Source organism: Halomonas sp. KM072 (genome assembly GCF_050710315.1).
Lineage (GTDB): Bacteria > Pseudomonadota > Gammaproteobacteria > Pseudomonadales > Halomonadaceae > Vreelandella > Vreelandella hamiltonii.
In genome coordinates this window covers 3,758,161-3,780,909 of sequence record NZ_CP136132.1, presented here as the reverse complement: position 1 = coordinate 3,780,909, position 22,749 = coordinate 3,758,161, and the positions used below count along the sequence as shown (strand labels likewise).

22 protein-coding genes are annotated in these 22,749 nt (G+C 62.4%); 18 read left to right on the top strand and 4 right to left on the bottom strand.

The features are described 5' to 3' along the window. Positions 1-32 precede the first annotated feature (32 nt). Entirely contained in the window at positions 33-1,175 is a 1,143-nt protein-coding gene (locus tag RVM26_RS17985; RefSeq protein ID WP_193462162.1) for an anhydro-N-acetylmuramic acid kinase, read from the top strand. A 10-nt stretch (positions 1,176-1,185) separates the two neighbouring features. Here RVM26_RS17985 and RVM26_RS17980 read toward each other — a convergent pair whose 3' ends face one another. Then, complete coding sequence (locus tag RVM26_RS17980) at positions 1,186-2,226, bottom strand: type IV pilus twitching motility protein PilT (RefSeq protein ID WP_193462161.1); 1,041 nt, start codon at positions 2,224-2,226, stop codon at positions 1,186-1,188. A gap of 34 nt (positions 2,227-2,260) precedes the next feature. Here RVM26_RS17980 and RVM26_RS17975 point away from each other — a divergent pair, with 34 nt between their 5' ends. The 6 genes from RVM26_RS17975 to RVM26_RS17950 all read left to right on the top strand — a co-directional run bounded on the left by RVM26_RS17975 (position 2,261) and on the right by RVM26_RS17950 (position 6,860). After that, complete coding sequence (locus RVM26_RS17975; RefSeq protein ID WP_498939986.1) at positions 2,261-2,959, top strand: pyridoxal phosphate-binding protein; 699 nt, start codon at positions 2,261-2,263, stop codon at positions 2,957-2,959. 67 nt (positions 2,960-3,026) lie between these two features. Beyond that, positions 3,027-3,854 carry a pyrroline-5-carboxylate reductase gene (proC, locus tag RVM26_RS17970; RefSeq protein ID WP_100732157.1) on the top strand — a complete coding sequence of 276 codons (828 nt, stop codon included), beginning with the start codon at positions 3,027-3,029 and terminating at the stop codon, positions 3,852-3,854. 87 nt (positions 3,855-3,941) lie between these two features. Continuing rightward, a complete protein-coding gene (locus tag RVM26_RS17965; protein ID WP_144984243.1) occupies positions 3,942-4,535 on the top strand; it encodes a YggT family protein in 594 nt (197 codons plus the stop codon). A 55-nt stretch (positions 4,536-4,590) separates the two neighbouring features. Further along, positions 4,591-5,787 (top strand): homoserine O-succinyltransferase MetX, encoded by a 1,197-nt coding sequence (metX, locus tag RVM26_RS17960; protein WP_227407490.1) that lies wholly within the window; start codon positions 4,591-4,593, stop codon positions 5,785-5,787. Further along, entirely contained in the window at positions 5,787-6,386 is a 600-nt protein-coding gene (gene metW, locus RVM26_RS17955) for a methionine biosynthesis protein MetW (protein ID WP_189464092.1), read from the top strand. The genes metX and metW overlap by 1 nt, the downstream gene beginning before the upstream one ends. Positions 6,387-6,398: 12 nt before the next feature. Further along, on the top strand, positions 6,399-6,860 hold the full coding sequence (locus tag RVM26_RS17950; RefSeq protein WP_016915944.1) for a DUF4426 domain-containing protein: 462 nt from the start codon (positions 6,399-6,401) through the stop codon (positions 6,858-6,860). Here the strand turns inward: RVM26_RS17950 and sfsA are convergent. Both sfsA and RVM26_RS17940 read right to left on the bottom strand, forming a co-directional pair. Next, positions 6,857-7,585 (bottom strand): DNA/RNA nuclease SfsA, encoded by a 729-nt coding sequence (gene sfsA, locus RVM26_RS17945; protein ID WP_227407489.1) that lies wholly within the window; start codon positions 7,583-7,585, stop codon positions 6,857-6,859. The genes RVM26_RS17950 and sfsA overlap by 4 nt on opposite strands. Further along, complete coding sequence (locus RVM26_RS17940) at positions 7,582-8,742, bottom strand: aminotransferase class I/II-fold pyridoxal phosphate-dependent enzyme (protein WP_144984255.1); 1,161 nt, start codon at positions 8,740-8,742, stop codon at positions 7,582-7,584. Before RVM26_RS17940 ends, sfsA begins: the two co-directional genes overlap by 4 nt. A gap of 201 nt (positions 8,743-8,943) precedes the next feature. Here RVM26_RS17940 and dksA point away from each other — a divergent pair, with 201 nt between their 5' ends. From dksA to RVM26_RS17885, 11 genes are all read left to right on the top strand, one after another. Then, the gene (dksA, locus tag RVM26_RS17935; RefSeq protein WP_016915941.1) at positions 8,944-9,381 is read left to right on the top strand and encodes an RNA polymerase-binding protein DksA; all 438 of its coding nucleotides are present in this window, start codon (positions 8,944-8,946) and stop codon (positions 9,379-9,381) included. Positions 9,382-9,501: 120 nt separating this feature from the next. Next, complete coding sequence (gluQRS, locus tag RVM26_RS17930) at positions 9,502-10,401, top strand: glutamyl-Q tRNA(Asp) synthetase (RefSeq protein ID WP_498939983.1); 900 nt, start codon at positions 9,502-9,504, stop codon at positions 10,399-10,401. Between the two features lies 1 nt (position 10,402). After that, positions 10,403-10,579: a hypothetical protein gene (locus RVM26_RS17925; protein WP_016915939.1), complete on the top strand. Its 177-nt coding sequence runs from the start codon at positions 10,403-10,405 to the stop codon at positions 10,577-10,579. After that, positions 10,569-13,514, top strand: coding sequence for an ATP-binding protein (locus tag RVM26_RS17920; protein WP_498939981.1), 2,946 nt, complete (start codon positions 10,569-10,571; stop codon positions 13,512-13,514). Before RVM26_RS17925 ends, RVM26_RS17920 begins: the two co-directional genes overlap by 11 nt. Further along, on the top strand, positions 13,492-14,877 hold the full coding sequence (locus RVM26_RS17915; RefSeq protein WP_189464097.1) for a sigma-54-dependent transcriptional regulator: 1,386 nt from the start codon (positions 13,492-13,494) through the stop codon (positions 14,875-14,877). Before RVM26_RS17920 ends, RVM26_RS17915 begins: the two co-directional genes overlap by 23 nt. A gap of 820 nt (positions 14,878-15,697) precedes the next feature. Beyond that, on the top strand, positions 15,698-17,083 hold the full coding sequence (gene pcnB / locus RVM26_RS17910) for a tRNA nucleotidyltransferase/poly(A) polymerase family protein (RefSeq protein ID WP_498939979.1): 1,386 nt from the start codon (positions 15,698-15,700) through the stop codon (positions 17,081-17,083). Further along, positions 17,080-17,604: a 2-amino-4-hydroxy-6-hydroxymethyldihydropteridine diphosphokinase gene (gene folK / locus RVM26_RS17905; RefSeq protein WP_498939977.1), complete on the top strand. Its 525-nt coding sequence runs from the start codon at positions 17,080-17,082 to the stop codon at positions 17,602-17,604. The genes pcnB and folK overlap by 4 nt, the downstream gene beginning before the upstream one ends. Positions 17,605-17,751: 147 nt before the next feature. After that, the gene (panB, locus tag RVM26_RS17900; RefSeq protein WP_096923345.1) at positions 17,752-18,543 is read left to right on the top strand and encodes a 3-methyl-2-oxobutanoate hydroxymethyltransferase; all 792 of its coding nucleotides are present in this window, start codon (positions 17,752-17,754) and stop codon (positions 18,541-18,543) included. A 21-nt stretch (positions 18,544-18,564) separates the two neighbouring features. Next, the gene (gene panC, locus RVM26_RS17895) at positions 18,565-19,425 is read left to right on the top strand and encodes a 4-phosphopantoate--beta-alanine ligase (protein ID WP_498939975.1); all 861 of its coding nucleotides are present in this window, start codon (positions 18,565-18,567) and stop codon (positions 19,423-19,425) included. 32 nt (positions 19,426-19,457) lie between these two features. Continuing rightward, the gene (panD, locus tag RVM26_RS17890) at positions 19,458-19,838 is read left to right on the top strand and encodes an aspartate 1-decarboxylase (protein WP_016915932.1); all 381 of its coding nucleotides are present in this window, start codon (positions 19,458-19,460) and stop codon (positions 19,836-19,838) included. Between the two features lie 226 nt (positions 19,839-20,064). After that, on the top strand, positions 20,065-21,243 hold the full coding sequence (locus RVM26_RS17885; RefSeq protein ID WP_498939973.1) for an acetyl-CoA C-acetyltransferase: 1,179 nt from the start codon (positions 20,065-20,067) through the stop codon (positions 21,241-21,243). Between the two features lie 95 nt (positions 21,244-21,338). Here RVM26_RS17885 and RVM26_RS17880 read toward each other — a convergent pair whose 3' ends face one another. Beyond that, positions 21,339-22,739, bottom strand: a complete 1,401-nt coding sequence (locus RVM26_RS17880) for a hypothetical protein (protein ID WP_498939971.1) — start codon at positions 22,737-22,739, stop codon at positions 21,339-21,341. Positions 22,740-22,749: the final 10 nt, after the last annotated feature.

The following is a 22,749-nucleotide window of genomic DNA, read 5'->3' as shown; positions in this document are numbered from 1 at the left end:
GAGCCTTCACCCCGTTTTGGATGCATGGCGATATGAAAACTTCACCTCTCGCGTTACCGACCTTGTATGTCGGGCTGATGTCGGGCACCAGCCTGGACGGCATCGATGCCGCCCTCGTCGAAATAACGCCCCATACCCCTCCGACCCTGATCGGCACCACGGCGGTTGCCATGCCCGATGCGCTGCATGGGCAGCTGCTGCATTTATGCCACTCGTCGTCGGTGACGTTTGCCGAGCTGGCCGCTGCCGAAGATGCCTTCTGCCGCTTGCAAGCACGGGCCGTCAACACCCTGTTGGCAGAGCATGGCGTCGCTCACCACCAGATAGCGGCCATCGGCAGCCACGGCCAGACCATCGAACATGCCCCCGAGGGGCACCAGGGCGGGCCACGCTATACCTGGCAACTGGACAACCCGAGCCTGCTGGCAGAACTGACCGGCTGCGCCGTCGTGGCGGATTTTCGCCGTCGTGACCTGGCCGCAGGAGGCCAGGCGGCGCCCCTGGCTCCGGCGTTTCATCAGGCACTGTTCGGAGCACGGGCAGGTGAACAGCTGGTGCTCAACCTGGGCGGCTTTGCCAACCTTACCTGGCTATCGAGCCAACCGGGGCAGGCGGTGGTGGGGTTCGATACGGGGCCGGCCAATGTGCTGCTGGATGCCTGGTTTGGCCAGCATCATGTCGGCCGATTTGACCAACAGGGTGCCTGGGCAGCCAGTGGCTGCGTGGACACCGCCCTGCTGGAGCGACTGCTGCAAGAGCCCTTCTTTCAGCAGCCACCGCCACGCAGCACGGGCCGTGAGCTCTTTCACCTGGATTGGCTACAGCGCCACCTCACCGGCCACGAAGCGCCCTGTGACATTCAGGCAACGCTGGCGGAACTCACGGTGGCCAGTATCGCGCAAGGCATCGCCCAACTGCCGCTGGGCGATCAAAAAGCGACCCTGCTGGTCTGCGGAGGAGGCGCCCATAACGGCCATTTGATGGAGAGGCTGGCGGCTCGCCTACCGCACATGGCGCTGGTATCACCGGCCACGCTGGGCTGGCCAGAAGACTGGATCGAAGCGGGTGCCTTTGCCTGGCTGGCCCATCAGCGCCTGCATGGGCTCCCCGGCAACCTGCCTTCCGTGACGGGTGCCAGCGGCCCGCGTGTACTGGGCGGTATTTACGCCGCCTGATTCCGCGCCGCTACTCCTTGACCGACAGCGTTCCCTTGGCTCGGGCCTGAGCATCGCCCAGTGTGACCACCCCCTCCTTGACCAACCGCGCCAAGGAGGCATCCAGCGTTTGCATGCCCAGCGCGCCACCGGTCTGAATGGCGGAGTAGATCTGAGCCACCTTGTCTTCGCGGATCAGGTTGCGCACCGCTGCCGTGGCAATCAGAATTTCGTGAGCGGCCACACGTCCGCCCCCCTGTCGCTTGAGGAGCGTCTGCGAGATGACCGCCTGCAGCGACTCGGACAGCATCGAGCGCACCATGGACTTCTCTTCCCCGGGGAACACGTCGATGATCCGGTCGATGGTCTTGGCCGCCGACGTGGTATGCAGGGTGCCAAACACCAGATGGCCGGTTTCGGCGGCGGTCAGCGCCAGCCGAATCGTCTCCAGGTCCCGCAGCTCGCCCACCAGAATCACGTCCGGGTCTTCCCGCAGCGCACTGCGCAGTGCGCCAGCAAAGCTGTGGGTGTCACGATGCACCTCGCGCTGATTGATCAGGCAGCGCTTGCTGGTATGCACAAACTCCACCGGGTCTTCGATGGTCAGGATATGCTCGAAGCGGTGGTCATTGATGTAATCGATCATGGCCGCCAGCGTCGTGCTCTTGCCCGACCCCGTTGGCCCTGTCACCAGCACCAATCCCCGCGGCAGCATGGCAAGACGCTCGAACACCTCACCCATGCCCAGGGTCTGCATCGACAGCACTTCATTGGGAATGGTACGGAACACCGCCCCGGCCCCCCGCGCCTGATTGAAGGCATTGACCCTGAAACGCGCAACGCCGGGCACCTCGTAAGAGAAGTCGGCTTCCAGATGCTCTTCATAGTCGCGGCGCTGACGATCGTTCATGATGTCGTAGATCAATCGCCGAACGTCACTGTTTTCCATGGCGGGCACATTAAGCCGACGGATATCGCCATCAACACGTATCATGGGAGGCAAGCCTGCAGAAAGATGCAGGTCGGACGCATTCTGCTTTGCCGAGAATGCCAGCAGTTCGGTAATATCCATCTCTCTTTTCCCAGCTGCGGTAAGGTGTTTGAGTATGACAGACAACGCGCTTCCCGAGTCACTGGCCGCTGCGCGCGAACGCCTGGGCCAGGCGCTCGTCCAGGCCGGGCGACCCGCGAACGGTGCAACGCTGCTGGCGGTGAGCAAAACCAAGCCCGCCAGCAGCGTGCGCCTGGCCTGGCAGCACGGCCAGCGGGCGTTTGGCGAAAACTACCTGCAGGAAGCGCTGGACAAGCAGGCGCAGTTGGCCGACCTGGAAGACATTGTCTGGCACTTCATTGGCCCGTTGCAATCCAACAAGACCCGGCCCGTGGCCGAACAGTTTGCCTGGGTCCACAGCGTCGACCGCCTCAAGATTGCCAAGCGCCTGAGCGAACAGCGCCCGGCCAACCTGCCACCGCTGAATGTCTGCCTGCAGGTCAATATCAGTCGCGAAGCCAGCAAATCCGGGGTACTGCCGGAAGATGCGCTGGCCCTGGCCCGGGAAATCGCGCCCCTGCCCAGCCTCGCCTTGCGGGGCCTCATGGCGATTCCTGCCCCGGCGGAAACGCAGGAAGCGCAGCGCAAACCGTTGGCTGAGCTACGGGCGCTGCTGGAAACGCTGCAGGCAGCCCTGCCCGACGCCCCTCTGGATACGCTCTCGATGGGCATGAGCAATGACCTCGAAGCCGCGATTCTGGAAGGTGCCACGCTGGTACGGCTGGGCACCGCCATTTTTGGCGCTCGGAGTTGACGGCAACCACCCGAACACGGCTTATTTTCTGCTGCACGTCGCAGCCATTTGCGAAAAAGGATCCCCCATGGCGAACAAGATCACCTTCATTGGCGCAGGCAACATGGCCAGCGCCATTATCGGCGGCCTGATCGACAGCGGTGTCGCGCCTGGCGACATCACCGCCACGGCCCCCAACGAGAGCGAGCTTTCAGCCCTGGCCTCGCGCCTGGGCATTCATACCCATACCGATAACAACGCGGCGGTGAGTGGCGCTGACGTGGTCGTCCTGGCCGTCAAGCCGCAAATCATGCGCGGCGTTTGTGAGGCCCTGCGCGATAGCGTCCAGCAGCAGGCACCGCTGGTCGTCTCGATTGCGGCAGGTCTGGACGCTGACACCATCGACCAGTGGCTAGGGGGTGGTAACGCCCTGGTACGCTGCATGCCCAACACGCCCTCCCTGGTCGGCATGGGCGCCAGTGGCCTCTATGCCAATCAGGCCGTCAGCGAGGCCCAGCGCGAACTGGCCACTCAGATGATGGAAGCAGTGGGCATCGTCGAGTGGGTCGAAGAAGAGCACCTGCTGAATGCCGTCACCGCCGTGTCCGGCAGTGCACCGGCCTATTTCTTCCTGATGTTCGAAGCCATGGAAGCAGCCGCCGTGGCACAGGGGCTTTCGGCCGCCACGGCGCGCCGGCTGGCCATCCAGACCGCGCTGGGTGCCGCCACCATGGCCAAGCACAGCGACAAAGACCCCGCCACGCTGAAACAGAATGTGATGTCGCCGGGCGGCACCACCGAACGCGCCATTGCCCACATGGAAGAGGCCGAACTGAGAACCATCATCGCCGATGCCATGCAAGCGTGCGCTCAGCGTGCCGATGCCATGGCCAAAGAGCTCGGCCAACACACATAATGCCTGCGTTACACACAGGATGACGTGCCTGATACGCCTTTAGCGTTTATTTTGCACACCAATACCAAGATCGAAGGAGAGGCAGCAATGGGAAGCCAACTGGGCAGCGCGGGGCTAATGCTCGTCAACACACTGATCAATATCTATCTGTTTCTGTTGATGCTGCGTTTCTTGCTGCAGGCGTCACGGGCCGATTACTACAACCCCCTGAGCCAGTCGGTGGTCAAGATCACCCAGCCGGTGGTAGGGCTATTCCAGGGCTTCCTGGGCCCCGTGGCAGGTCGCTTCGACCTGGCCACCCTTGCGGCAGGGTTCGTCTTGAAGGTCGTCAGCATCGTGGCCATCTTCATGGTCATTGGTCTGGGCATGCCGCCGATTCCCGGCCTGTTGATTGCCGGAGTAGCGGCCCTGGCCAATGCCATCCTGAAGATTTACTTCTTTGCCATGATCGTCATGATCATCCTGAGCTGGGTGGCTCCCAATGCCAGTCATCCAGGCGCGCTGCTGGTCATGCAGCTGGTAGAGCCCATCATGGCTCCCGTGCGCAAGGTCATCCCGCCGCTGGGCATGATCGACCTGTCACCCATCGTGGTGTTCATCGCCATCAACCTGGTCGATGGGCTGGTGGTTGGCGCGCTGATCCGCGCGGCGGGAATCTCGGGCGCGCTGGTCGGCCTCTGAGGCTGGTCGTCGCGTCTTTTTGAGCAGGATCCATTTTGCAGGACTAGCGCTTTCGATGCCTGATTCAGACACTCTTGCTTTTGCTGACCGGCCAGCGGACTCCGTGGGTCTGGTCACACCACACGTTGCCAAATTTGATACGCCGCTACCGCTTGCCTGCGGCAAGACGCTGCCAGAATACGAGCTGATCTATGAAACCTACGGCACGCTCAACGCCGAGCGCTCCAACGCGGTACTGATCTGTCACGCACTCTCCGGCCACCACCATGCGGCGGGCTACCACTCTGCCGAGGACCGCAAGCCCGGCTGGTGGGATGCCCATATCGGCCCGGGCAAATCCATCGACACCAACCGTTTCTTCGTGGTGTCGTTGAACAACCTGGGCGGCTGCCACGGCAGTACCGGCCCCGTCAGCCATAACCCAGACACTGGCCGCCAGTGGGGGCCTGACTTCCCCGTGATCACGGTCAACGACTGGGTGGCCAGCCAGGCGCGCCTGGCCGACCACCTGGGCATCGAGCGCTGGGCCGCGGCCGTGGGTGGCAGCCTGGGCGGCATGCAGGTACTGCAGTGGAGCATCACATACCCGGAGCGGGTGGCCAATGCGGTGATCATTGCCGCCACGCCACGCCTGTCGGCCCAGAACATCGCCTTCAACGAGGTGGCTCGACAGGCCATTCGCTCCGACCCGGAGTTCTTCGACGGCTGGTACGCAGAGCACGACACGGTGCCCAGGCGGGGCCTGAAGCTGGCGCGGATGGTCGGTCATATTACTTACCTCTCCGAAGACGCCATGGGCAGCAAGTTTGGCCGCGACCTGCGCAGCGACGACCTGAATTTCGGCTTCGATGTCGAGTTTCAGGTGGAGTCCTACCTGCGTTATCAGGGCGATACCTTCTCCACCGCCTTCGATGCCAATACCTATCTGCTGATGACCAAGGCGCTGGACTACTTCGACCCTGCCGCCCGCCACGGGGGCGACCTTGCCCAAGCGCTGGCCCCGGCCCAATGCCCTTTCCTGATCGTCAGCTTCACCACCGACTGGCGCTTCCCGCCCTCGCGTTCCCGTGAGCTGGTGGATGCCCTGACCCAGGCGGGCAAATCGGTCAGCTATGCCAATATCGACTCCCCTCACGGCCACGACGCCTTTCTGCTGTCTGAACCCCGCTACCACGCGCTGTTCAGTGCCTTCATGGGTCGCGTCGCTCGCGAGCTGAAGATCGACGCCGTCGCCAAGAAGGAGGCTCGTTAATGCGCACCGATCTGGAATTGATCTATGACTGGGTGCCCCACGGCGCCCGTATCCTCGACCTGGCCTGCGGCGACGGCACGCTGCTGGAGCGGCTGGCCAACGAGAAACAGGTCTCCGGTTACGGGCTGGAGATCGACCCGGAGGGCATCACCCAGTGTGTGGCCAAGGGGGTCAGCGTGATCGAACACAACCTGGACGACGGCCTGGCCAGCTTCAGCGACAACAGCTATGACCAGGTCATCATGACGCAGGCCTTGCAGGCACTGCGCCGCCCGGACAAGATGCTCGATGAGATGCTGCGGGTGGCGGAGGAAGGCATCATTACCTTCCCCAACTTTGCCTACTGGCGTCACCGCGTCCACCTTGGGGTGCGCGGTTACATGCCGGTATCGAAGTCGCTGCCCCACGCCTGGTACGACACGCCCAACATTCACCTGTCGACCTTCAATGACTTCGAGCATCTCTGTGGCGAGAAGGGGCTGGTGATCGTGGACCGCGCCGTGGGCGTGGGCGACCACAAAGGGCACTGGACATCCAAATGGTGGCCGAATCTGTTTGGCGAAATTGCCATTTTCAGGGTTCGCCGCCGCCCATCGTAGAGGAGAACCGCCATGGCGATGGCAAGACTGCGCCGCAGCCTCGCGCTACTGACACTATTGGGTCTGCTGCTGATGTCGACCCAGGCCACGGCAGAACAGTGGGTCGAAGTGGGCGATTATGAAATTCACTACAGCGCCATCGCCACGCGGCACCTGAGCCCGGAAGTCGCTCAAGCCCACCGCATCCAGCGCAGCGCCGGGCACGGGCTGGTCAACGTGGCCGTGCGCCAGCGCCAGCCCGATGGCACGACGCGCCCGGTCATGGCCAACGTCCAGGGCAGCGTCGGAGGACTGAATGACGCCGGGGAGTCTCTCGGCTTTCGCAATGTCCGCGACGGCGATGCCACCTACCACATCGCGCTGTTCACCCTGCGCCATGACGAACCCATGCGCTTCGACCTGGAAGTGCGCCACGACCGCAATGCGCCCCCGCAGCCGGTCAGCTTTATCCAGCGTTTCTACATCGAGCGTTAGGCCCGCACCGTCAGCGCCCGGTTCAAACGTGCAGTGAACGGCGCTGCGTCGCGCCACTCGAGACGAATGCCGTAGGCCAGCACATCGACGCCCGCCGCCATGGCCTCGGCCAGCGCGGTCGCGTAAACGGGGTCGATGTGGGCCGCTGGAGCCACGTCCTCGATCCCTTCATGGGCCACGCAAAACAGCAGCACCGCCCGTTCGCCCTGCTGGGCCAGCGCCGTCAGATGATGCAAATGCCGCGTGCCACGCTCACTGACCGAATCCGGGAAATAGCCATGGCCATCGTCCTCCTTGAGCGTTACCTGCTTGACCTCGACATAGGCCGCCCCCTTCACCGGGTCGTCGAGGCGAAAATCGAGCCGCGCATCGGCCACTTTTACCTCACGCTTCAGCGTGGCGTAGCCTGCCAGAGGGGGGATGTCTCCCGCCTGTATGGCCGACTCGACCAACCGATTGGCCCGCCCGGTGTGCACCGAGGCCAGCGCCAGCGCGCCGTCCGTCTGGGGCAGCGCAATCCACTCCCAGGTCCAGGCCAGCTTGCGTTTGGGGTTGTCGCTGGGCGATAGCCATACCCGAGCCCCCGGCACGTTGACCGCCTTCATCGAACCGGTATTGGGGCAGTGCGCCACCACCTCTTCGCCGCTGTCCAGCCGCACATCGGCCAGAAAACGCTTGTAGCGGCGCAGCAGCGTACCCGGCACCAGCGTGGGGTAGTGCATCATAAGCGACCTACGAAGCGGGCCAGGCGCTCCATGGCTTCCTGAAGCCTGGGCACTTCATTGGTGAACGCGATTCGCACATGGTGCTCTCCGCCCTGGACGGCAAAGTCGATCCCCGGAGTGATGGCCACGTTCTCCTCTTGCAGCAGGCGTTCGCAAAAGGCCTGGCTGTCGCGGCTGTAGCGAGAAATATCCAACCATACATAAAACGCCCCCTGGGGTGGCAGGTCCGGCGCCAGCCCCAGCGCCGCCAGGCCATCCAGCAACACCTGACGCCGCTGCTTGAGGGTGGCCCGACGGGTTTCGAGAATATCGCGACACTCCGGCGTGAAGGCCGCCAGCGCCGCATACTGGGAGGGCGTCGGCGCAGCCAGAAACACGTTCTGCGCCAGCCGCGTGAGTGGCTCGACCGCCTGCTCGGGCGCCACCAGCCACCCCAGCCGCCAGCCCGTCATGCCGAAGTACTTGGAAAAGCTGTTCACCACAAACGCATTCTCCGACAGCGACAGAGCCGACAGCGGGGCATCGTCGTAATTCAGCCCCTGATAGATTTCGTCGACGATGAGATCGCCGCCCTTGGCGGCCACCGTCTGCATGACCTCCCTTAGCGCGGTAGCGCTGAGCGTATGCCCGGTGGGGTTGGAAGGCGTGGCCAGCATCGCCAGCCGCGTATCGGGCTGCCAGTGACGTTCGACCAGCGGTGCGGTCAGCTGCCAGCCGCTGTCACGGCCCACCGGTACGCTGTCGATGTGGGCACCGGCCAGCGCCATGAAGTGGCGATTGCACGGGTAATTGGGGTCGGCCATCAGCACGCGCTGACCGCTTTCCACCAGCAGCTGGCTGGCCAGCAGCAGGGCACCGGACGCGCCGGGGGTCACCAGAATCCGCGCCGGGTCCACCGTTGCCCCAAAGTGCTGGGCATAATGGTCGGCAATCGCTTCACGCAGTGAGGCCAGCCCCGCCGCCGGTGTATAGCGTGTACGGCCTTCCGCCAGCGCCTGCTGCCCTGCCGCCACGATGGGGGCTGGCGTGGCAAAATCGGGTTCTCCTACCTCCAGGTGGATGACATCATGACCCGCCGCCTCACGCGCCTGCGCCATTTCCAATAAGTGCATCACGCGAAAAGGTGCGACGTGTTCCACACGCGTATTCCAGGCCATAACGGTTCCTTTTCCTAGCAGTAGTCAAAACATGACCCATGGCGTACAAGATGTAGGACCATGGTCGAAAACGCACTATTATGCTTGCATCGCAGCTAATTTTCAGCTAAACAAGCACCCCTTTGGCGTGCGATCGTGACACACGCACATGGTCGATCAGCAGTCACAACGTTCAGTAGTCACAACGTAAGGGGCACTCCCATGCCAGTAGCGGAAAAGAAATCGGAAGCGTCCAAGTCCTTCATCCCGTACGAGCCGGCACCGGGTGAAGAGTATATGAACGAGAAGCAGCTCGCGCACTTCCGCCAGCTGCTTCTGGACTGGAAACAGGACCTCATGGAAGAGGTGGATCGTACCGTACGCCACCTGCAGGAAGACGCCAATAACTACGCCGACCCCGCCGACCGCGCGACCCAGGAAGAAGGCTTCAGCCTGGAATTGCGCACTCGGGATCGTGAGCGCAAGTTGCTGAAAAAGATCAACGAAACCATCGAAAAGATCGATGAAGACGACTATGGCTTCTGCGAGGCCTGCGGGGTCGAGATCGGTATTCGCCGCCTCGAAGCACGCCCGACGGCCACGCTGTGCGTCGACTGCAAAACGCTGGCCGAGCTGAAAGAGAAGCAGCTGGGCGGTTGACACCGCGGCCACCGCAACATGAGTGACGGCCGCTGACGGGCACCCTTGAGGTGCCCGTTTTTGTTTGTCATCTTGTGTCTTTCCACGCTTGTGCTCTTTGATTGCCAGAAACGGGTTGCCATGACCGCTACCGCTTCCTATCGCGGGCGTTTTGCCCCTACGCCCTCCGGCCCTTTGCATCTGGGCTCACTGGTGGCCGCCCTGGGTAGCTATCTGGACGCCCGTGCCGCCGGTGGTCAATGGCTGGTGCGCATAGAAGACATCGACCCGCCACGCTGCCCAGACGGCGCCGACCGCACTATCCTGCAGCAGCTGGAAAGGTTCGGCTTGTATTGGGACGAAGCGGTCTGCTGGCAGCACACCCGCTCAGACGCCTATCAGCGGGCGCTGGAGCAGCTGATCACCCAGCGCCTCGCCTACCCCTGCAGCTGTTCGAGAAAGCAGTGGCAGGATTTCGACGTCTATCCTGGCTGGTGCCGAGACGGCGTGCGCGACACGACCAAACCTATTGCCTGGCGGCTGCGCAGCGACCTCGGCCAGCGCCCTGTCGTCTGGCAGGACCGCCTGTTTGGTCGCCAGCAGTTCGACCCGGCGGCGCTGGGCGACGTGGTGCTCAAGCGTAAGGATGCCTTGTGGGCCTATCAGCTGGCGGTCGTGGTCGATGATGCAGACCAGGCCATCACCGATATCGTGCGCGGCTACGACCTGCTCAACAACACCCCCTGGCAGCGCCAACTGCAAGCGGCACTGGGCTATGCCACGCCGCGCTACCTGCACCTGCCGCTGGTGGTATCTGCGGATGGTCAGAAGCTCTCCAAGCAGAACCTGGCCCCGCCGCTGGCCGATGCACCAGACGCCGTGCGCCGCCAGCTGCACCAGGCGCTCACGCTGCTCGACCAGGCGCCCCCGGCAACCCTGGCAAGCGAGCCAGTCGACACTCAGCTGCAGTGGGCCATTGCCCACTGGTCGCCCGAGCGCCTGACGCCCCACGCCCATCGGCCCACGCCCGAGGAGCCCTGACATGTACGTTTACCGCATCATGCTGTTTCTGGTGTTTGGCGGCTATCTGCTATCGCCTCTGTTCATGAACGGCTGGGGCGACCCGGACACGGCCTGGTATCGCCCTTTCGCCATCTGGGGTGGCCTGATCGCCCTGACCCTATGGCTCGAACAGAAGAGGAAGCTGGATGAGCGTTGAGCTAGCGGGGGTTGCCCTGCTGGGCCTGGGCTATCTTGGCCTGCTGCTGGCCTGCGGCATGGCCGTCGAGCGCGGCTGGGTCCCTATTCGGGTCACGCGTCACCCCATGGTCTACACCCTGGCGCTAGGGGTCTATGCCAGCGCCTGGGCGGTCTACGGCAGCGTCGAGATGGCTTCCAAAGCCGGTTTCGGCTACCTGGCCTACTACCTGGGCGCGGCCGGTGCCTTCTTGCTGGCACCGGTACTGCTGGTGCCCATCCAGCGCATCACCCGCACTTACCAGCTCTCCTCTCTGGCCGACCTGTTTGCGTTCCGCTATCGGTCACGCTGGGCCGGTACGCTGGTCACGCTGCTGAGCCTGGCGGCCGTCCTGCCCTTGCTGGGCATTCAGGTACAGACTCTCAGCGACACCATTGCGCTGCTCTCGGGCAGCCATTACAGCGGGGCCGTCACGCTGCTGCTCTGTGCCGCTATCGCTGCCTGCGCGGTGCGGTTTGGCGCCCGCCACAGCCACCGCCAGCGCCACGATACGCTGCTGACCGTGATTGCCTTCGAATCGGTGATCAAGCTGCTGGCCATGCTGGGGCTTGGCGTGATTGCGCTGTGGTGGGTGTTTGATGGCCCCCAGGACCTGCAGCGCTGGCTGGAAGGCCCGGGGGCCGCCGTGCAGGCCGCTACCCCGCAGCTGGAAGCGCCCCAATGGAGAACCCTGCTGCTGCTGTTTTTTGCCGCCGCCTTCCTGATGCCGCACCTGTTTCAGATCACCTTCGCCGAAAGCCTCTCACGGCACACCCTGCTTCAGGCCAGCTGGTCACTGCCACTGTTTCTGCTGCTGATGGCGCTGCCCGTCCCGCTGATCTTATGGGCAACCCAATCGACCCAGTCCGACGTTCCCGTCGCGGCCTACGCCGCCTATCTGATGACCGAGCATTGGTGGGTCGGTGCGCTGGCCTTCATCGGCGGCCTGGCCGCAGCCAGCGGTACCATGATGATGATTGCACTGGCGCTGTCGGGCATGGTGCTGAATCACCTGGTGCTCGTAGCCCGGCCACCGGAAGCGCGCAGCGACCTCTATGGCTGGCTGCTGTGGCTACGTCGCGCGCTGGTGGTTGCGGTGATTGCCGGTGGCTGGTTGTTCGCCGAAAGCCTGGGCCGCTATCACTCCCTCACCAGCCTGGGGCTGGCCGCCTTCGTGGGCATGGCCCAGTGCCTGCCGGGCATGCTGGCGCTGCTCTACTGGCCCGGCGCCAATCGCAAGGGCACCCTGGCGGGATTGGTCGGCGGCATCGTCATCTGGCTGTGGGGGCTTTGGCTGCCCCTGCTGCTCAACACCCCGCTGCCCGCCCTGCCCTTCACCCCGCTGATGAGCGCCGATGACCCTGCCTGGTTCAGCGTCACGCTGATCTCGCTGGCCATCAATATCGTTCTGCTGATGGTGGTATCGCTGTTCACGCGCATGTCCGAAGGCGAAAGCTCGTCTGCCGAGGCCTGCTCGGTGGACGCGGTCATCCGTTCCAAGCGCCTGCCGCTGGAGGCCGCCACCGCCGGTGATTTCACCGCGCACCTGGCCCAGGCGCTGGGCGAGGAAGCCGCTGGCCGTGAGGTCAGCCGCGCCCTGAAGGCGCTCAACCTGACACCCCAGGAGCGCCGCCCCTACGCACTGCGCCGCCTGCGTGATCGTATCCAGGCCAACTTGTCCGGGCTCATGGGGCCTTCGGTGGCGCGCGACATCGTGGACCGCTACCTGCCCTATCGCCACGACGATGCGCCGGTCACCGACGACATTCACTTCGTCGAAAGCCGCCTGGAAGCCTACCGTTCACGACTGACCGGGCTGGCCCGCGAACTGGACGGTCTGCGCCGCCACCACCGCCAGACGCTGGCGCATCTCCCCGTCGGGCTTTGCGTACTGGGTGACGACGACGAACTCCTGATGTGGAATCAGGCGCTGTCGCAGCTCTCGGGTATCAGTGGAGACAGCGTGATCGGCTCACGCCGCGACAGCCTGCCCGCACCCTGGCCGGAACTGCTAGGCAGCGTACTGGAAGCAGACCAGACCCCGCTTTACAAACAGGCCGTCTCGCTGCACGGCAAGGATTACTTTCTCACCCTGCATAAAGCGGTTCTGAGTGGTCATGACAGCCGTGGCGGCAGCGTGGTGCTGGTCGAAGACCACACCGAAATGAAGTGGCTGGAAGAGGAACTCGTGCACGCCGCGCGGCTGGCCTCGATTGGCCAACTGGCCGCCGGCGTGGCCCATGAGATCGGCAATCCGATTACCGGCATCTCATCGCTGGCCCAAAACCTGCGCTACGACACCGAAGACCCAGCACTGCTGGAAACCGCCGACCAGATCCAACAGCTGACCCAGCGCGTGACCCGCATCGTCAACTCGCTGGTCGGCTTTGCCCATGGCGGCCGAGCGGCCCTCCCTCAGCCCGCCGCCCCGGTCGCCCTGGCCAGCGTCAGCGACGATGCCTTGCACTTGATCCACCTGGCCCGCTCAGGGGAGGATGTGCGCTTTACCAATGCGTGCGCGGATGACATTGTGGTGCGTGGTGACGCCCAGCGGCTGACCCAGGTGATGGTCAACCTGCTGAGCAATGCCAAGGATGCCTGTGCCCCGCAAGGCAGCGTGGTGATCGAGGCTGGCCGCCAGGCCAACCACGCCTGGTGGCGCGTGACCGACGACGGTCACGGCATCGACGACAGCGTCAAACACCGGCTGTTCGAACCGTTCACCACCACGAAACCGGCAGGCGAAGGTACCGGGCTTGGGTTATCGTTGGCGTATCAAATCATCAATGAGCACCAAGGCAACATAGAAGTGGCTTCGCCACCTCCCGGACAGCCTCGCGGCACGGCCATCACGCTATGGCTCCCGCTTTACCGACAGGATGATCACTTGCCCCATGCCCCGGATACTGATTGTTGAAGATGAAGCGATTATTCGCAGCGCCCTCAAGCGCCTGCTGGAGCGGCATGACTATCGCGTCAGCGAGGCCGCCAGCGTCGAGGAAGCCCGCGAGCTCCCCCCCAGCGACTTCGATCTGGTGATCAGCGATCTGCGCCTGCCAGGGGAACCGGGCACGGCGCTGATCGCCCTGGCCGCCCCAGCCCCGGTGCTCATCATGACCAGCTATGCCAGCATGCGCTCGGCGGTGGATGCCTTGAAGCAGGGCGCCGTGGATTACGTGGCCAAGCCCTTTGACCATACCGAACTGCTGGAAACCGTCGAGCGCATTCTGCACAAGCAATCCATGCAGCAAGGTACTCCCCCGGACATTACCGACGATGGCGGTGGCAGGCAGACGATGATCGGTGATTGCAGCGCCATGCAGCAGGTCTATACGCGCATTCGCAAAACGGCGCCCGCCGATGTCACCGTGCTGATCCAGGGCGAGTCCGGCACCGGCAAGGAGCTGGTCGCCCGCGCCATTCATCAACAAAGCAAGCGTGCCAAGGCACCGTTGATCTGCGTGAACTGCGCGGCGATCCCCGAAACGCTGATCGAGTCCGAGCTGTTTGGCCATGAAAAGGGAGCCTTTACCGGCGCCAGCGCCGCCCGCACCGGGTTGGTGGAAGCCGCGGACGGCGGGACGCTGTTTCTGGATGAAATTGGTGAACTGCCGCTGGACGCCCAGGCCAGGCTCTTGCGGGTGCTGCAAGAGGGCGAAATCCGCAAGATTGGCTCGGTCGAAACACGCCATGTGGATGTGCGCCTGATTGCCGCCACCCACCGGGACCTGCGCGCCCTCTCCAAGAGCGGCGAATTCCGGCTCGACCTCTACTACCGCCTGAACGTCATGCAGATTGCGCTGCCGCCGCTGCGGGAGCGCGAGGATGACGTGCTGAAGATTGCCGACATTCTGCTGGAGAAGGCTTGCAAGCGACATGAGCGGCCGGGGCTACGGCTTTCACGGGCGGCACGCCAGGACCTGCGCGACTACCCATGGCCCGGTAACGTGCGCGAGCTGGAAAATGCCCTGGAGCGCGGTGTCATTCTGGCCGAGGGGCACCTGATCCACCCTGACGACCTGGGGCTTGGTCCAGTGACCAATCGCCCGGCGCCGCCCCCCACCGCCAGCGTCACACCCACGGCTCCTGCCAGCGACGGCGAACCGGAACCCAACGAGGACGACCTCTCTCTGGAGGACTATTTTCAGCACTTCGTGCTGGAGCATCAGGACCAGATGAGCGAAACGGAGCTGGCCCAGAAGCTGGGCATCAGCCGCAAGAACCTCTGGGAAAGGCGTCAACGGCTAGGGATTCCCCGTAAAAAAACGACACGCCGATAAACTTAAGTCGATAATAAGACTAACGTCCAATAGATTGATTTGCATAAGAATTATCCAAAAACCGTTACCCCTTCACTGTTACCTTCCCACACAACGACTCGGCAAAAAGGGCAATTTCGGGGTAACACTTCCTGTGCGGATAAGTTCCCCGATCCGCCTGAAAATTGCCAAGCTCATGAAAACTAAAAGTTATCTGATAGGTGGCACAGCGAGTGCAATATTACTCAGCAAGAAGAACAAACTGGGCCACGCGGCAGTCGCCAACAAAAACAACATGACGCCGCCCCGACCTGAGCCACAACAAGAACAACAGGGCCAGGCAGAGATAACGGTACTAACAAGAACAACAGGCTTGAGTCTCACTACTTGTAAGCACAGGGTTTGCAAACACGGCGCAGCCCCTGATGCGACAACAAAAACAACAGCAATCTACAAGTGCCCAAAAAGGACGCGACGTACACAACAAGCTGCACCCAAACAACAATAACAGCAGCATAGGTGTACACCCCCGGAGCCAATAACAATTCGCCGGGAGAGAAAAGTTCGCGGTTGGATTATTGTTTTGAATACGAGGCGGTCGGAATCAGAGTGGTTCTTACGCCTACCGACTGCGGTGCGTATTCAGGGCGATGTGCCATCATGAATAAAAACAGCAGCATGGATGCTGATTGTCTGCTTAGTAGGGGGAGGCTCATGTAGCCTCCCCTTTCCGCATTTGTCACCTGTTACCGTCCAAACGCCGCCTCGGCGCTTTGCAAGCTATCGGGGGTCGGATACACTCAACGCCTTGATCGATACCCCTGCGAGTCGATATCGCCGCATGTTTAAAGGATTTACCCGTTTATTACATAGTCCGGGAGAGCACTTGAAATCACTGCTCGATTCCCCAGAGAGCGCTGACAACGCGCTCAGCCCACGCATTATTCCGCGCTCCGAGCACCCCGTTTCTCGTAAACAAATCAGTGAAGCCGCGCTGAAGGTGCTCTATCGCCTCAATGGTGCTGGCTACGATGCCTACCTGGTGGGTGGCTGCATTCGTGATGCGCTGCTGGGCAAGATGCCCAAGGATTTCGACGTGGCCACCAACGCCACGCCGGAGCAGGTGCGTGACCTGTTTCGCAACTCACGTCTGATCGGCCGTCGCTTCCGTATCGTGCATGTGCGCTTTGGTCGTGAGGTCATCGAGGTGACTACCTTCCGCGGCAAGCCGCAGGACGAGCACGGCGATCACATTGCCCATCAGTCCGACGATGGCTTGCTGCTGCGCGACAACGTATGGGGCAGTATCGAGGAGGATGCGCTACGGCGTGACTTCACGGTCAATGCGCTCTATTACAACATTGCCGACTTCACCATTCACGACTTCGCCAACGGCGCGCAGGACATCGATTCACGCACTCTGCGCCTGATCGGAGACCCTGCCACGCGCTATCGGGAAGACCCGGTGCGCATGCTGCGGGCGGTCCGCTTTGCTGCCAAGCTCGACTTCACCATCGAACCGGCCACCGAAGCACCGATGTACGACCTGGCGCCGCTGCTGCTGAACATTCCTCCGGCACGCTTGTTCGACGAAGTGCTCAAGCTGTTCATGTCCGGCCATGGGCTGATTACCTTCCGCCTGCTGAGCCACTACAACCTGTTCGGCATGCTCTTCCCGGAAGCCGAAGAGGCCATGGCCGATGCCGCCTGGGCAGAGGAGTTGATCGAGCAGGCGCTGATCAATACCGACAAGCGCATTGCCGAAGACCGCCCGGTCACACCGGCCTTTTTGCTGGCGGCGTTCCTCTGGGCACCGGTGGTACATCGCCAGGCCGAGCTCGAGCGCGATGGCATGCCCCCAGTGCCCGCGCTGCAAACCGCCGCCCAGCAGGTCGTTTCTCGTCAGTTGCAGCATACGTCGATTCCCAAGCGCTTCGGTATTCCCATGCGGGAAATCTGGGAGCTGCAATCGCGCCTGCCCATGCGGCGGGGCAAGCGCGCCTTCCAGACCCGCGAGCACCCACGTTTTCGGGCAGCCTACGACCTGCTGTTGCTCCGTGAGCAGGCGGGTGAGATCCCGCGTGGCCTGGGCGACTGGTGGACGGCCTTCCAAAAAGGGGACGAGCACGAACAGCTGCGCCTGCTGCAAAAAGTCGGCAGCGACCCGGCAAGCCAGGGCGACCGGCGGCGCAAGAAAAAGCGTAAATCTCGCAAGGGCGAAGCGTGAGCCCGGTACGCGCTTATATTGGCCTGGGCAGCAATCTGGACGACCCCAAGTGGCAGCTCACTCGGGCCCTGGAAGCGCTGGCCGAGCTGCCCCTGTGCCAGATGCTGGGCCACTCCTCGCTCTACGCCACCCCGCCGATAGGCCCCCAGGACCAGCCTGACTTCATCAATGCCGTGGCCTGCCTGGAAACCCGCCTCTCGCCGCTGGCTCTGCTGGATCAGCTACAGGCGCTGGAGCAACTCCATCGGCGGCGGCGCTTGCGCCACTGGGGCCCCCGCACCCTGGACCTGGACCTGCTGCTCTACGGGTCGCAGCACTGCCAGTGGCCGCGCTTGACCGTGCCCCATGCACAGATGCACCTGCGCGCCTTCGTACTGGTGCCACTGGCGGAGCTTGCCGGCACGCTGGATCAACCACTCACCTTGCATGGGCAGCCGCTCGCTCACTGGGCATCGACCCTCCCGCTGGAGGACATCCGCCGCTTACCCAACACGGCCACCCTCTCGACGGCTACCGTCTGACACAAATCTCGACACCATGCCCGCATTCAGGTAACAATTGCCGGTTACACCCCTTCGCACACGCAGGGATGCCGCGATAATAATGGTCGAGCAGCGCTGACGTTCAGCCATGCCATCGACCCCATGAAGAAACAACGAGAGCACGCCATGAAAACCGTTACCCTGAGCACGCTGCAAGCCTATAAGCGCGCCGGCGAAACGTTCAGTTGCCTGACCGCCTACGATGCCTCTTTTGCCCATGCCGCCAGCGCCGCTGGTGTCGATGTGCTGCTGGTCGGTGATTCGTTGGGCATGGTGCTGCAAGGTCACAGCAGCACGCTCCCCGTCACCATCGACGACATCTGTTACCACACCCGCTGTGCCGCGCGGGGCAAGGGACACAGCCTGCTCATGGTCGACCTGCCCTTCATGAGCAATGCCACCACCACGCAACTGCTGCAGGATGGCGCGGCGCTGATGCGCGCCGGTGCCGAGCTGGTCAAGGTGGAAGGCGAAGCCTGGATGGCCGACGGCATTCGCGAGCTGACACGCCGGGGCGTTCCGGTATGCGCCCACCTGGGCCTGACCCCGCAAACCGTCTATCAGTTGGGCGGCTACAAGGTGCAGGGCCGCGAAGCCGAACAGGCGGCGCAGATCATCGAGGATGCCAAGGTGCTGGTAGAGGCCGGTGCCTCGGTCATTTTGCTCGAGTGCGTGCCTGCCAGCCTTGGCAAAGCCGTCACCGAGGCGCTGGATGTACCCGTCATCGGCATTGGCGCAGGGCCGGACACCGATGGTCAGATTCTGGTGATGCACGATGTACTGGGGGTTACCCATGGCCGCACGCCGCGTTTCGTGAAGAATTTCATGAGCGAGGCCAGCTCCATTCAAGGGGCCTTCGAAGCGTACCATCAGGCGGTCAAGCACCGCACCTTCCCCGCCACGGAACACTGCTTCTAAGCGAGTCATTGCGAATTTCCTATGCGCACTTTGCGAGATATCAACGAGCTACGCGCCATGCTGCGCGAATACCGGCGCCAGGGGCAGCGTATTGCGCTGGTGCCCACCATGGGCAACCTGCATGCCGGTCACCTGGCCCTGGTGGCCACTGCCCGGCAGCACGCGGACGTGGTGGTCTCCAGCCTGTTCGTCAACCCGATGCAGTTTGGCCCGGGTGAAGACCTGGATGCCTACCCGCGCACCTTCGAAGCGGACCAGACCCAGCTCACCGAGGCAGGCTGCCATGTTCTGTTCGCCCCCACGGTGAGCGCGCTCTACCCCAATGGTCTGGCGGCACAAACCCGTGTCCACGTACCGGTGGTAGGCGAAGGGCTATGCGGCGGGTCACGCCCTGGCCACTTCGATGGTGTCTCGACGGTGGTCAGCATGCTGTTCCACCTGGTTCAGCCCGATGTCGCCTGCTTTGGCGAAAAGGACTATCAGCAGCTGGCGGTGATCCGCAAGCTGGTCGCCGACCTGCACATGCCCATCGAGATTCTGGGCGTGCCCATCGTGCGTGCCGAGGACGGTCTGGCCCTGTCATCGCGCAATGGCTATCTCAGTGCCGAAGAGCGCACCCAGGCGCCTGCGCTATATCGCACGCTGTGCGCATTACGCGAGGCGCTGGAGCAAGGCGAGCCTATCGAACAGGTACTACAACGCGGCAAGGCTGCGCTGTATGATGCCGGCTTTACGCCCGACTATCTGGAGCTGCGTGACCCCGAACTCGGCCCAGTCACGCCGTCCACCCACCAGGCCGTTCTGCTGGCAGCTGCCAAACTCGGCTCGGCACGGCTTATCGACAACATCAGTGTGCAGCTACCCAAGGCTGCCCAAAGCTAGCCGTTGGGCTGGCTCGTCATCCAGGAGTTTTCATGCATACCATCATGCTCAAGGCCAAGCTGCACATGGCCCGCGTCACCCACGCCGTGCTCAACTACGAAGGCTCCTGCGCCATCGACGGCGAGCTGCTGGACATGGCCGGGATCCGCGAAAACGAACAGATCCAGATCTACAACGTGGAGAACGGCGAGCGCTTCACCACCTACGCCATTCGTGGAGAAGAAGGCTCACGGTTGATTTCCATCAACGGCGCAGCGGCGCATCTGGCCTCGCCCGGGCACCGCATCATCATCTGCAGCTACGCCCACTACTCCGAAGCCGAAGTGGAGCAGCACCAGCCCGCACTGGTCTACCTGCAGGAAGGCAACCACGTCAGCCACACCAGCAATGCCATTCCGGTACAGCTGGCGTAAGACGCACGCGTTGCAAACACGCCGTTTCCAGCGGGCCGTTGATCGGCCCGTTTTTATTTGCCAAAAAAAGCGTATTGCCGCAATGCACAACCTTCCCCTATGCTGGTAGCCAAGCCTGACACGACACGCAGTAACGACACTAACAACAAGAGATAGGCGGCACGTCTATCTGCGATGAATTTATCTGCGATAGAAACGATGCAACACTCACTCAAGGAGTCAATGTATGCAAGACGTGGTCATTGTGGCGGCTCGCCGCACTGCTGTAGGCTCATTTGGCGGTTCACTTGCCGGTATTCCTGCCAGCGACCTGGGCGCGCTGGTCATCAAAGACATCATGGCATCGACGGGCGTGGCTCCTGAACAGATCGATGAAGTGCTGCTGGGTCAGGTACTGACCGCAGGCGCCGGCCAGAACCCCGCTCGCCAGGCCGCCATCAAGGCAGGCCTGCCAGAGAGCGTGCCAGCCATGACCATCAACAAGGTCTGTGGCTCCGGCCTCAAGGCGCTGCACCTGGCCACTCAGGCCATTCGCTGTGGCGATGCCGAGATCATTCTGGCAGGCGGCCAGGAAAACATGTCGGCCTCCCCGCACATCCTGCCGAATTCGCGTAACGGCCAGCGCATGGGCGACTGGAAAGCCATCGACTCCATGGTCCACGACGGCCTGTGGGACGCGTTTAACAACTACCACATGGGCATCACCGCCGAAAACCTGGCCGAAAAATACGCCATCACCCGGGAAGAGATGGACGAATTTGCCGCCGCTTCGCAGCAAAAAGCCGCGGCTGCCATCAAAGAGGGCAAGTTCAAAGGCCAGATCGTGCCGGTGGAAGTCCCCCAGCGCAAAGGCGACCCGGTGGTTTTTGATACTGACGAAAACCCGCGCGAAGTGTCGGCCGAGAAGCTGGGCGGCATGCGCCCTGCCTTCAAGAAAGATGGCACCGTGACAGCAGGCAACGCTTCATCGCTCAACGATGGTGCTGCCGTGGTCATGCTGTGCTCCGCTGAAAAAGCCAAAGCGCTGGGCCTGGAGCCGCTGGCACGCATTGCCGCTTACGCCAATGCAGGGGTCGACCCGGCCATCATGGGCATCGGCCCGGCCCCGGCTACCCGCCGCTGCCTGGAAAAAGCGGGCTGGAGCCTGGATGACCTGGATCTGGTCGAAGCCAACGAAGCCTTCGCGGCTCAGGCACTGTCGGTCAATAAGGAGCTGGGCTGGGATACCTCGAAGGTCAACGTGAACGGCGGCGCCATTGCCATTGGCCACCCCATCGGTGCCTCTGGCTGCCGCGTGCTGGTCACGCTGCTCCACGAAATGATCGCCCGCGATGCCAAAAAAGGCTTGGCGACGCTATGTATTGGCGGTGGCCAAGGGGTTGCACTGGCGATTGAGCGTCCTTGACGCCCCTCTTTAACATCCAAACTAAACGCCAGCTGGATAGCAAAAATCCTCGTCAATGGACGAGGATTTTGCCATTTGGAGTACGTTAACTTACGTCAGTGCCGGAAAGCCTGCACGCGTTGCCGCCATGCTTCCCAAAGCGAATCGTAGGCGTCACCACTAAGCTGATGCTGCGATGCGTAATTCATCAACACCATTTCGAGAAAAGTACTGTAGTCCAGGGCAATGGCGCCTACCTCATTGGTTTGCACCTGGTCGCCCAGGCGATTGGTGAACCAGGCATTCCACTCCATCGAGCCTGGGGGGTGCATGCGCATCGGCTCATGTGCATTGAGCGGCAGTATGGCCGGATAGAAAAACGTGGTCATTCGGTCGCTGCCCGGTAAGTAAGCCACCGTGCCATGGCAGCTCATGCATGACGAGCTTGGCAGTGCGGCCACTCTCTCACCCTCGACGGACACATCATATTTCACGGCAATATCAAAGGGGCCCGATAAGCGTCCACCGTAGCCCAGCGTGACCGTGGAGAAGGCAGGCGCCTCGGGATTGACGTAGGTCTGCTCTAGCGGCTGCTGGGGGTATGCCGCTGAATCGACCGTAGGATCAAGCCCCCACATGGCCCCTAAGGGAATCATCTTGTCCCACGCATCGTCACCTTCGGCATCCCGGTCATAGACTAGGGTAGAGAACACCCACCCCGTCTCCGGCGCGGCAACGCTGTCTTTGACGATGATATCGAAGATGGCCACACGGACATCCGTCACCACCGGCGGCTGATCATCTAGCGTACCGTGCCGATTGAAGGGGCGCCGGTAGATCTGCCAGATACCAGCGCCTTCCAGTACCGGCCACTCTTCCGGTGTTGCCGTAGCGGCTGCCGCTTTGATGATCACCGAACCTTCGGGAAATTGCGCCTCGCCCGCCATGAGACTCGGCGTACATTGGGTCGAGACCGGGTCACAGCTTTGCCATACCTGCCCCAAGGCATAGGCAGCCGTCTGGTTATAGTAGATAGCTGCATGGTTGCGCACGTCCACCGTCAGGCCCGAGTCTGCATAAACGGATGCCGACTGAATCTGACCCGTATAAGTGCCATAAATGGCTTCTCGACCCTCCCAACCCGTTGTGGGAATCGCCTCACCTGCCCACAGCATGCTGTACCAGTGAGCGGGTGGCTGTCGATTCCACTCCTCGGGTTGCGTGACCAGCATGCGCATGGGGTCGTCGACGAACTGCTTCAAGGCCATGACATACTCATACGCCGTCGCCTTGCTCAACGCCACGTCATTCAACGATGCTCGCCAAGGCATAGCCCGCGACGCCTCGAGCGTTGAAGGGTAGTGGTAGTTGAACTGAAAAAGCGGGCCGTCATACTCCGCAGCATCAGGCGTATTGCCATCGTTGACCGCGAATGGATTCACGTCGGCGGCCAACGGCAGACTAAACCCAGCAAGTAAAACAGCGGGTAGTAATCGTTGGCAATCCACTAACCGCATGGCATTTCTC

Bases quoted from the DNA above. Each gene is read 5' to 3' on its own strand.
- RVM26_RS17985 (WP_193462162.1), top strand. From the start codon at position 33: ATGAAAACTTCACCTCTCGCGTTACCGACCTTGTATGTCGGGCTGATG.
- RVM26_RS17980 (WP_193462161.1), bottom strand. From the start codon at position 2,226: ATGGATATTACCGAACTGCTGGCATTCTCGGCAAAGCAGAATGCGTCC.
- RVM26_RS17975 (WP_498939986.1), top strand. From the start codon at position 2,261: ATGACAGACAACGCGCTTCCCGAGTCACTGGCCGCTGCGCGCGAACGC.
- proC (WP_100732157.1), top strand. From the start codon at position 3,027: ATGGCGAACAAGATCACCTTCATTGGCGCAGGCAACATGGCCAGCGCC.
- RVM26_RS17965 (WP_144984243.1), top strand. From the start codon at position 3,942: ATGGGAAGCCAACTGGGCAGCGCGGGGCTAATGCTCGTCAACACACTG.
- metX (WP_227407490.1), top strand. From the start codon at position 4,591: ATGCCTGATTCAGACACTCTTGCTTTTGCTGACCGGCCAGCGGACTCC.
- metW (WP_189464092.1), top strand. From the start codon at position 5,787: ATGCGCACCGATCTGGAATTGATCTATGACTGGGTGCCCCACGGCGCC.
- RVM26_RS17950 (WP_016915944.1), top strand. From the start codon at position 6,399: ATGGCGATGGCAAGACTGCGCCGCAGCCTCGCGCTACTGACACTATTG.
- sfsA (WP_227407489.1), bottom strand. From the start codon at position 7,585: ATGATGCACTACCCCACGCTGGTGCCGGGTACGCTGCTGCGCCGCTAC.
- RVM26_RS17940 (WP_144984255.1), bottom strand. From the start codon at position 8,742: ATGGCCTGGAATACGCGTGTGGAACACGTCGCACCTTTTCGCGTGATG.
- dksA (WP_016915941.1), top strand. From the start codon at position 8,944: ATGCCAGTAGCGGAAAAGAAATCGGAAGCGTCCAAGTCCTTCATCCCG.
- gluQRS (WP_498939983.1), top strand. From the start codon at position 9,502: ATGACCGCTACCGCTTCCTATCGCGGGCGTTTTGCCCCTACGCCCTCC.
- RVM26_RS17925 (WP_016915939.1), top strand. From the start codon at position 10,403: ATGTACGTTTACCGCATCATGCTGTTTCTGGTGTTTGGCGGCTATCTG.
- RVM26_RS17920 (WP_498939981.1), top strand. From the start codon at position 10,569: ATGAGCGTTGAGCTAGCGGGGGTTGCCCTGCTGGGCCTGGGCTATCTT.
- RVM26_RS17915 (WP_189464097.1), top strand. From the start codon at position 13,492: ATGCCCCGGATACTGATTGTTGAAGATGAAGCGATTATTCGCAGCGCC.
- pcnB (WP_498939979.1), top strand. From the start codon at position 15,698: ATGTTTAAAGGATTTACCCGTTTATTACATAGTCCGGGAGAGCACTTG.
- panB (WP_096923345.1), top strand. From the start codon at position 17,752: ATGAAAACCGTTACCCTGAGCACGCTGCAAGCCTATAAGCGCGCCGGC.
- panC (WP_498939975.1), top strand. From the start codon at position 18,565: ATGCGCACTTTGCGAGATATCAACGAGCTACGCGCCATGCTGCGCGAA.
- panD (WP_016915932.1), top strand. From the start codon at position 19,458: ATGCATACCATCATGCTCAAGGCCAAGCTGCACATGGCCCGCGTCACC.
- RVM26_RS17885 (WP_498939973.1), top strand. From the start codon at position 20,065: ATGCAAGACGTGGTCATTGTGGCGGCTCGCCGCACTGCTGTAGGCTCA.
- RVM26_RS17880 (WP_498939971.1), bottom strand. From the start codon at position 22,739: ATGCGGTTAGTGGATTGCCAACGATTACTACCCGCTGTTTTACTTGCT.